This window comes from Allocoleopsis sp. (genome assembly GCF_036703385.1).
Lineage (GTDB): Bacteria > Cyanobacteriota > Cyanobacteriia > Cyanobacteriales > Coleofasciculaceae > Allocoleopsis.
Window position 1 is genome coordinate 1 of the sequence record NZ_DATNPA010000163.1, and the last position, 6,809, is coordinate 6,809.

Sequence of the window (6,809 nt, forward strand, 5' to 3'; positions counted from 1 at the left end):
GAACCGATAAAAGAGGCGATCGCGAGTGGTAAACCTTTCTTGGGCATTTGCCTAGGCTTACAAATTCTATTTGAGGGCAGTGAAGAAGGCACTGAACCCGGATTAGGAATTGTTCCTGGTGTTGTCCGCCGCTTTCGTCCAGAACCCGGAATCACCATTCCCCACATGGGCTGGAACGAGTTAGAGTTTACTCAAAGCCATTGTCCCCTTTGGCAGCAGTTATCCGGAAATCCTCGCGTCTATTTTGTTCATTCTTACTACGTTGACCCCATTGACCCCAGTGTCCAGGCTGCAACCGTGACACATGGTTCTCAGACTGTAACAGCTGCGATCGCTCGCGACAATCTGATGGCTGTTCAGTTTCATCCTGAAAAATCTTCCACTACAGGACTACAAATCCTATCTAACTTCGTGGCGCAAGTCAGCCGCTGCACGGAGTCATTAGTTATGAGCCATTAGGTTGAGAACAAGGGTTGAAAGTTGGCAGGTTAAAAGTTGACGGATTCAACCTTCAACCTTCAACCTTAAAACCTGCAACCTTCAACCTTAAAAACCTTCAACCCGATACACCCCATATAAATGAGAATTTACGGCAATCGCCAACTGAAAACCCTACCCGGACAAGACACCCGTCCGACAGCCGCGCGGGTGCGGGAGGCGATATTTAACATCTGGCATGGTAGTATTAGAGGCTGCCGATGGCTTGATTTATGTGCCGGTACAGGTTCAATGGGTGCCGAGGCACTATGTCGGGGAGCATCTGCCGTTATCGGAATTGAAAAATGGACAAAAGCCTGCGCCATCATTCAACAGAATTGGGAGCAGGTTGCCCAGCCTGAACAAACATTTCAGGTCATACGGGGGGATGTGGTTGTACGATTAAAATCCCTTGCGGGGGAGCAGTTTGATCACATTTACTTCGATCCCCCCTACGCCAGTGACTTGTACCAGCCTGTACTAGAAGCGATCGCTAATTATCAACTCCTCAACGAGGCGGGAGAACTAGCCGTAGAACATAGCCCCAATAACTTGACATCTCAACAGATTCCCACCCTGGAAATCTGTCGCCAAAAAGTCTATGGAAACACGGCTGTGACCTTCTATCGCCCCTTAATCAGGGATTAGGGATGGGGATTGAGTAAACGACTTCGGTACATACCCTCTCCTTCTATTAACTCAGGCTTTGGGCATGTTCCTACTTAGTCCTCAGCCCCCAATCCCCAGTTACCTCTACTTGTTGATCCCCAACTGGTCACCACGCTTGTACTGCATGTATGCCGCGACAAATAGTCCAGCCAGGGTAACTGGGATTAGACCAAGAACAATCCCTGAGAGCAGCGGTTCTACCACGTTAGTCCTCCTGATTGATAAGTTTTTTTACCTGTTTCTCATCGTACTAGCTCTCATGCCAAAACACCTACAGACCACGAAGAGCGAGTTCAACGGCATTGTAGCGGCAAAGACGAAACAGTCCTATAAGTTACAGCTTGCTTACTCAGCCTCGAAATTTTAAGCTATGTTTATTAATCGACATACTTAACGAGGCTCCATTAGGTCATCACTTTTTTGAATAGCAAAATCGGTTTTTCGATTTCATCTTGATTAAAAACGTTTTGTAAATTCTCAATTTGATAGGAGATCGTTTGGAGAACAAGCTTGCTCAACCTGGAACCTTGCTTCGGCGGATTACCTTAGCGGTACTTGCGGTGCTTCTGGCTATCAGCGCAAGCCTCTTAGGTTTGCACCTGATTCAAGCTTCCGACCCCTATGTCAGTAAGGTCTTGTCACTGACCGGCGACTCAATGCGAGGTCATGACATGTTTCAAATCAATTGCGCTGGCTGTCATGGATTACGAGCCGATGGAAAGGTTGGACCTAGCTTGCAGCAGGTCTCTAAGCGGAAGTCCAAAATCAACCTGATTCATCAAGTAACCAGTGGCCAGACACCACCTATGCCCAAATTCCAACCCAGTCCCCAAGAAATGGCAGACTTATTGAGCTACCTGGAGACACTCTAGAACATCGATTCAGGAGTTTCTCGTTGCCTCCTGGTTGGGGATTGGTTAGTAGCTAGAGGACAACTTCACTTGACAAAGCCTGAAATTCCCAACTCTTGGCGCACTTCAGAGACAGGCTTGTTCCAGTTGGCCTCAAATTGATAAGCAAAAATGGGTTTACTCTTCATGCCCATGATGAAACCTTTGATGAGCGACCCGAAGAGTTGAGGAGCCTGCTTGAAATTCGAGGCAATCTGCAAAGGGAGGAAAGATAGGACAAATGCGTTCAGCAAGTCCCAAAATTGAACGAAGCAGAAGCCTGCCAAGCCGAACTCTCCCATCGGAGAGCCATCAAATCCAGTGATGATGTGATAGACATCGTGAGAAAGAGCCATACGCTGCTCAACCCAATTCTCAGGACTGTCTGACGAACTCATAAACGCTTCAGGGTCAAATCCTTGGTTGACGATATGTCGAGCATAAGCTCCCCCTAACGTGAATTCCGGCAATTCCAGGAGTTCAGGGATATTGATGCTTACTGGAGTATTTGCCAGGTGTGCGGCCTGACGCGCCCGACGCTCATCTACCCAATGTTGCCAGTGGCTTCCACGTCCTGCTGCGATGATGTGGTTGATGGCACTGACTGGCTCATGTTTAAGGAAAGCGGCGTAAGCAGAGCGAAATTCTGACCCGTTGATTCCAGTATGAGCAAGGGGATTGAGAGCTTTTGTCCAATCTTTTAACTGAAGGGGTTGGGTTGTGCTAACCATCATTTTTTCTCCTATGACAAGCTGTGATAACGCGGTTGTTTTTTGCAAAATAGTGATTATTAACTTAATTTATTAAATATAATGTATATTTAATAAAGTGCATATGTCAAGAATTGCGAAAAAGAATCCTCCGCCCTACCCTATAGGTTGGTTGGCAGAGGGTGTCACAATATGGAGTGTTCAATATTGCGAAGCCGATACCGATACCGATACCAGATAGTAATATTGCGAAGCCGAAGTCGATATCAGGCATCAACGTAGCGGCGGGTAAACCAGTGATTGCCAAAACTGGAGGAATTATCTATCCTGACTGGGGCAATGCAAACGATTTGGTGGATTACAAGACCTATTGGTAGCCGATTAACCGGTTTCCTGTCTTAGAAACAATCTCTACTTCCCATCCTCGTCCTTGCAGCAGCTCAGCAATTCTATGTTGCCCCTTCTCTGCCGTCCGCAGTGCTTGGTAGCGGTAGCAATGAACAGCATGAAACTCTCCTCGCTGAAACTCCACCGAAAAGGCTCCTGCCCAATCCAAAGGCTGAGTCGAGCCATTATCAATAATCGGGTAAATTGTCGCTTTGGGTATCATCCGGAGAGCCTCCTTGCTGGGTTAAATGAAATGCTCGTACCAGTCATAAACCGTGCTGAGGCGATCATAACCAAGAAAAATTCTCCTCGTCACCCAAGTGTCGATTTGTGCGATCGCACCTCCCAGTTGAAAAAGGTTAGAAAGCTTACTGTACAAACTTTCTTCCCTTCTGCCTTCTGCCTCCTGCCTCGTGCCTACTCCTACGGAGAACGCTACGTGAACTGCCTTCTTGTACTAGGCGTGAAATAGCTTATCGTTGAAATTTGAGTTACTTTAGTTCACCAAATTTCAGGTTAAACTCTGTGCCCAAACTCGAGTTTACTTGAAGTGTTCCTTCAAGTTGTTTTGCTAAAATATCCACCAACTTAAGCCCTAGTGAATTAACAGATTTGACCTCCCAATTTGAGGGCAATCCTATACCATTATCTCTAATGATGAGTGTATAATGATTATCTTCGTCAAAGTGAAGAGCGATATAGATTATTCCTTTAGCTTGGTTGGGAAAAGCGTGCTTTAAAGCATTTGAAACTAGCTCATTAATAATTAATCCACAAGGAATAGCTGTATTGAGATTGAGAGCCACTTGCTCAAGTTTTAGCTCCAGATTGATGTTCTCTACATTCACTCCGTAGGCTGAAAATAAGTAGCTGCTCAAATCCTCAATGTATTCAGCAAAATTAATTTTTGCAAAATCTTTAAATTTATACAAAGTATCGTGAACAAGCGCCATCGCTCTGATGCGATTGCAGCTTTGCCGGAAGAGTTCCAGCGTGGATTGGTCCTTTATATGCTGAGATTGCAAGTCGAGCAGGCTGGAGATCACCTGTAAGTTGTTTTTGACCCGATGATGAATTTCTTGGAGTAAGACTTCTTTTTCCCGTAGTGATTCTTGAATTTCTACCTCTACGAGCTTGCGTTGGGTGATATTAGTGGCAACACCGAGGACTTGACAAACTTGACCATCACTGGAAAAAATTGGTTTTTTCAGGGTTTGAAACCACTGCAATTCACCAGTCCGTGTGTGGTAGGGTTCTTCTGAAATGAACTTCTGCTGTAAAGTAGCGAATACTTCCTGCTCTTGAGCGATGAACCGTTTGGCATCTACTTCATTGGGATGTAGTTCAGTATCCGTAAGCCCGATCAAATGCTCAACATTGACTCCCAAAAAATCAGCAAATGCTTGATTGCCAAGTACCAGCTTGCCCTCTTTATCTTTGACAAAAATTAAATTCGGATTGCTATCAATGACAGTTTGGAGAAATTTATGCTGGGATTGGAGTTTCTCTTGTCCCAATTTCTGCTCTGTAATATTGTGGGTAATACCTAGGATTTGATAAATTTCTCCTCGTTCATCTAGCAGTGGAACATAGGTAACAACAAAGGTTATTTGACCAATAGTTGCCAAAGTAATAGTGCATTCTTCCGTCTGTGAGATTCGTGTTTCCACAGCCTTAAGTAGATACGGTAGATACGCATTTGTTATCTCTGGTGGATGTATTTCCTCATCAGTGTGACCGAGCAGCGACGACTCCGGTAGCCCACCTATCCTAATACCGTGTGCATTCACAAACTGGAATCGCCGATTAGCATCGTAGATCACAAAGGTATCGGGGAAGTGATCGACAGCCAGTCGGAATCGCTGTTCCGAGAATTTCAGTGCCTCATTTGTCTTTTCTAGGGTGGCAAAAGACTCTTGCAGTTGCTGTGCCATTTGCTTAAAAGATTGAGCGAGAATCCCCAATTCATCTATGCTTTCCACCTCAACATTTTGGTCTAATTGACTACTGGCGAAGTCCGAGGTGGCAGCCCGCTTTGCTAACACACTAGATGCTTTGCTCAAACGGAGAATAGGACGGCTAATCGAGCGGGCAGTGACGATTCCTAGAAGGGTAGCTAGCACCAATGCGCCCAAACACAGCAGGATAGTGGTATGGGTGTTGGCATTGATTTGCTTCATGAAATCGTCTTCTGGAACAACTACCACAATCACCCAATTTAATCCCTGAGTATCAACAAAGGGTGTCACCTGTAGGAATTGCCGCTTGCCATCAATTTTGAAGTCGAGTTGGTGACTGCGATTAATTTGGCTGAGGTTACCAAAGCGTTCTATCAAATACTGTGCCGTGAGACGAGTTAAACGGTTGCCACTGTGGATAGCCTGAAGCCGACTCCGTTTCTCATTTTTTCCCTCTTTGCTAAGAGTAAAGGGCTTTTCAGCCGTTGAACTTGCTACTAAATCTCCGGAGCGCTCCAGAATAAATGTTTGTCCAGAGCGACCAATTTTCAAATCATGCAAAAAGTCACTAATTTGTGAGAGGGATAGTGTTGCATTCGTAACTCCAAGCAACGCACCTGTCCTCTCGTCGTAGAAAGGTCGGGCAGCACTGATCGCTAGTGATGGTGAAGAAAAATACGGGTAAATCTCACTCCAAGTAAGTTTACCTGCTTTTACAGCCGCTTTATACCAGGGGCGAGTTCGAGGATCGAAGCTTTCATTAACCTGAATTAGTTTGGCCCGATTCCCGTGGTTATCTGTAGTGTAGGTATGATATTTACCGCCAGTAGACTGATCCACGACTCGAATCACCAGCGTACCATCAGCGAGGCGATCAACTGCTCGAATTTCCCCATGTTCGCTACCAAAAGCTATGGGACAAAGCGACTTAAACAACTGCATTTGGTGCCAGAAGTGGCGTTCTAGGCTGCTTGAGTCCTGTAAATTCAACTCATTAAGACTGACGGCATCAGCGTTAATTTGAGCAACTATTTGTGGTGTCTCCATGTATGTGGTGAGCTGTTGCCGGATGTGAGCTGTGGCTTGATTTTTTAACTGGATGGCCATGTCATGGACATGCTTCTGTCCGTTGCGTAACGATAGCCACCCTGTTAGTCCCACAGCCATAAAGATTTGGATGACGAATGGCACCACTAAGACCGCGCAAAGCGGAATTTTTCGCTGGGTTTTTGCAGTTGGATGCTCACTTGTTAGCAGGGTCATGATGAAGTTGTTTTAGCTTTTAGTGAGATGTATGAAGATAAGCACAAGTTGGTAGCTAGAACCTCAGAAATTTGTTAGCTGAAGCTGCCTATTTGCTCATTCATGAGAGTGCCATTCACTTTTAGCGTTACACAACTAACAAATGATTTAGGTAAGCCGACCTACACCACCATAGTTTTAGTAATACAGCAACATTTGATGACTGAAATAATTTTCTAATTGCTAACTAAACTGCTGGGCATAAAATCGAGCATAGCGATCGCCTTTTTCTAATAATGCCTCGTGGGTACCTGATTCGACGATTTGTCCCTGTTCCACGACGAGAATGCGATCAGCACGACGCACGGTGGCGAGTCGGTGGGCAATGATAAAAACGGTGCGGTTTTGCATAATCCGCTCTAGTGCTTCTTGTACCAAGGCTTCCGATTCTGAATCCAGGGCAGAGGTGGCTTCGT

9 protein-coding genes and 1 pseudogene are annotated in these 6,809 nt (G+C 45.5%); 4 read left to right on the top strand and 6 right to left on the bottom strand.

Translation table 11 applies throughout. From position 1 onward, the window contains the following. Both hisH and rsmD read left to right on the top strand, forming a co-directional pair. The coding region (gene hisH, locus V6C93_RS08180) for an imidazole glycerol phosphate synthase subunit HisH (RefSeq protein WP_333476164.1) at positions 1-459 on the top strand (459 nt) is incomplete at its 5' end. A 120-nt stretch (positions 460-579) separates the two neighbouring features. Next, on the top strand, positions 580-1,125 hold the full coding sequence (gene rsmD / locus V6C93_RS08185; RefSeq protein WP_333476165.1) for a 16S rRNA (guanine(966)-N(2))-methyltransferase RsmD: 546 nt from the start codon (positions 580-582) through the stop codon (positions 1,123-1,125). A gap of 105 nt (positions 1,126-1,230) precedes the next feature. Here the strand turns inward: rsmD and petG are convergent, their stop codons facing one another. Next, entirely contained in the window at positions 1,231-1,350 is a 120-nt protein-coding gene (petG, locus tag V6C93_RS08190; RefSeq protein ID WP_015184541.1) for a cytochrome b6-f complex subunit V, read from the bottom strand. Between the two features lie 293 nt (positions 1,351-1,643). Here petG and V6C93_RS08195 point away from each other — a divergent pair, with 293 nt between their 5' ends. Then, positions 1,644-2,018, top strand: coding sequence for a cytochrome c (locus V6C93_RS08195; protein WP_333476166.1), 375 nt, complete (start codon positions 1,644-1,646; stop codon positions 2,016-2,018). A 65-nt stretch (positions 2,019-2,083) separates the two neighbouring features. Here V6C93_RS08195 and V6C93_RS08200 read toward each other — a convergent pair whose 3' ends face one another. Then, on the bottom strand, positions 2,084-2,770 hold the full coding sequence (locus V6C93_RS08200) for a Coq4 family protein (protein WP_333476167.1): 687 nt from the start codon (positions 2,768-2,770) through the stop codon (positions 2,084-2,086). Positions 2,771-2,928: 158 nt separating this feature from the next. On the opposite strand from V6C93_RS08200, the gene V6C93_RS08205 reads away from it, so the two are divergent. Further along, positions 2,929-3,123, top strand: coding sequence for a hypothetical protein (locus tag V6C93_RS08205; RefSeq protein WP_333476168.1), 195 nt, complete (start codon positions 2,929-2,931; stop codon positions 3,121-3,123). Here V6C93_RS08205 and V6C93_RS08210 read toward each other — a convergent pair. From V6C93_RS08210 to V6C93_RS08225, 4 genes and pseudogenes are all read right to left on the bottom strand, one after another. After that, positions 3,114-3,356, bottom strand: a complete 243-nt coding sequence (locus V6C93_RS08210) for a hypothetical protein (RefSeq protein ID WP_333476169.1) — start codon at positions 3,354-3,356, stop codon at positions 3,114-3,116. The two genes, V6C93_RS08205 and V6C93_RS08210, sit on opposite strands and share 10 nt — an antisense overlap. Positions 3,357-3,377: 21 nt before the next feature. Continuing rightward, positions 3,378-3,512, bottom strand: a complete 135-nt coding sequence (locus V6C93_RS08215) for a hypothetical protein (protein ID WP_333476170.1) — start codon at positions 3,510-3,512, stop codon at positions 3,378-3,380. Between the two features lie 112 nt (positions 3,513-3,624). Further along, positions 3,625-6,354, bottom strand: a complete 2,730-nt coding sequence (locus V6C93_RS08220) for a PAS domain-containing protein (protein ID WP_333476171.1) — start codon at positions 6,352-6,354, stop codon at positions 3,625-3,627. A 222-nt stretch (positions 6,355-6,576) separates the two neighbouring features. Beyond that, positions 6,577-6,809, bottom strand: a pseudogene (locus V6C93_RS08225) (ABC transporter ATP-binding protein); the annotation flags it as partial.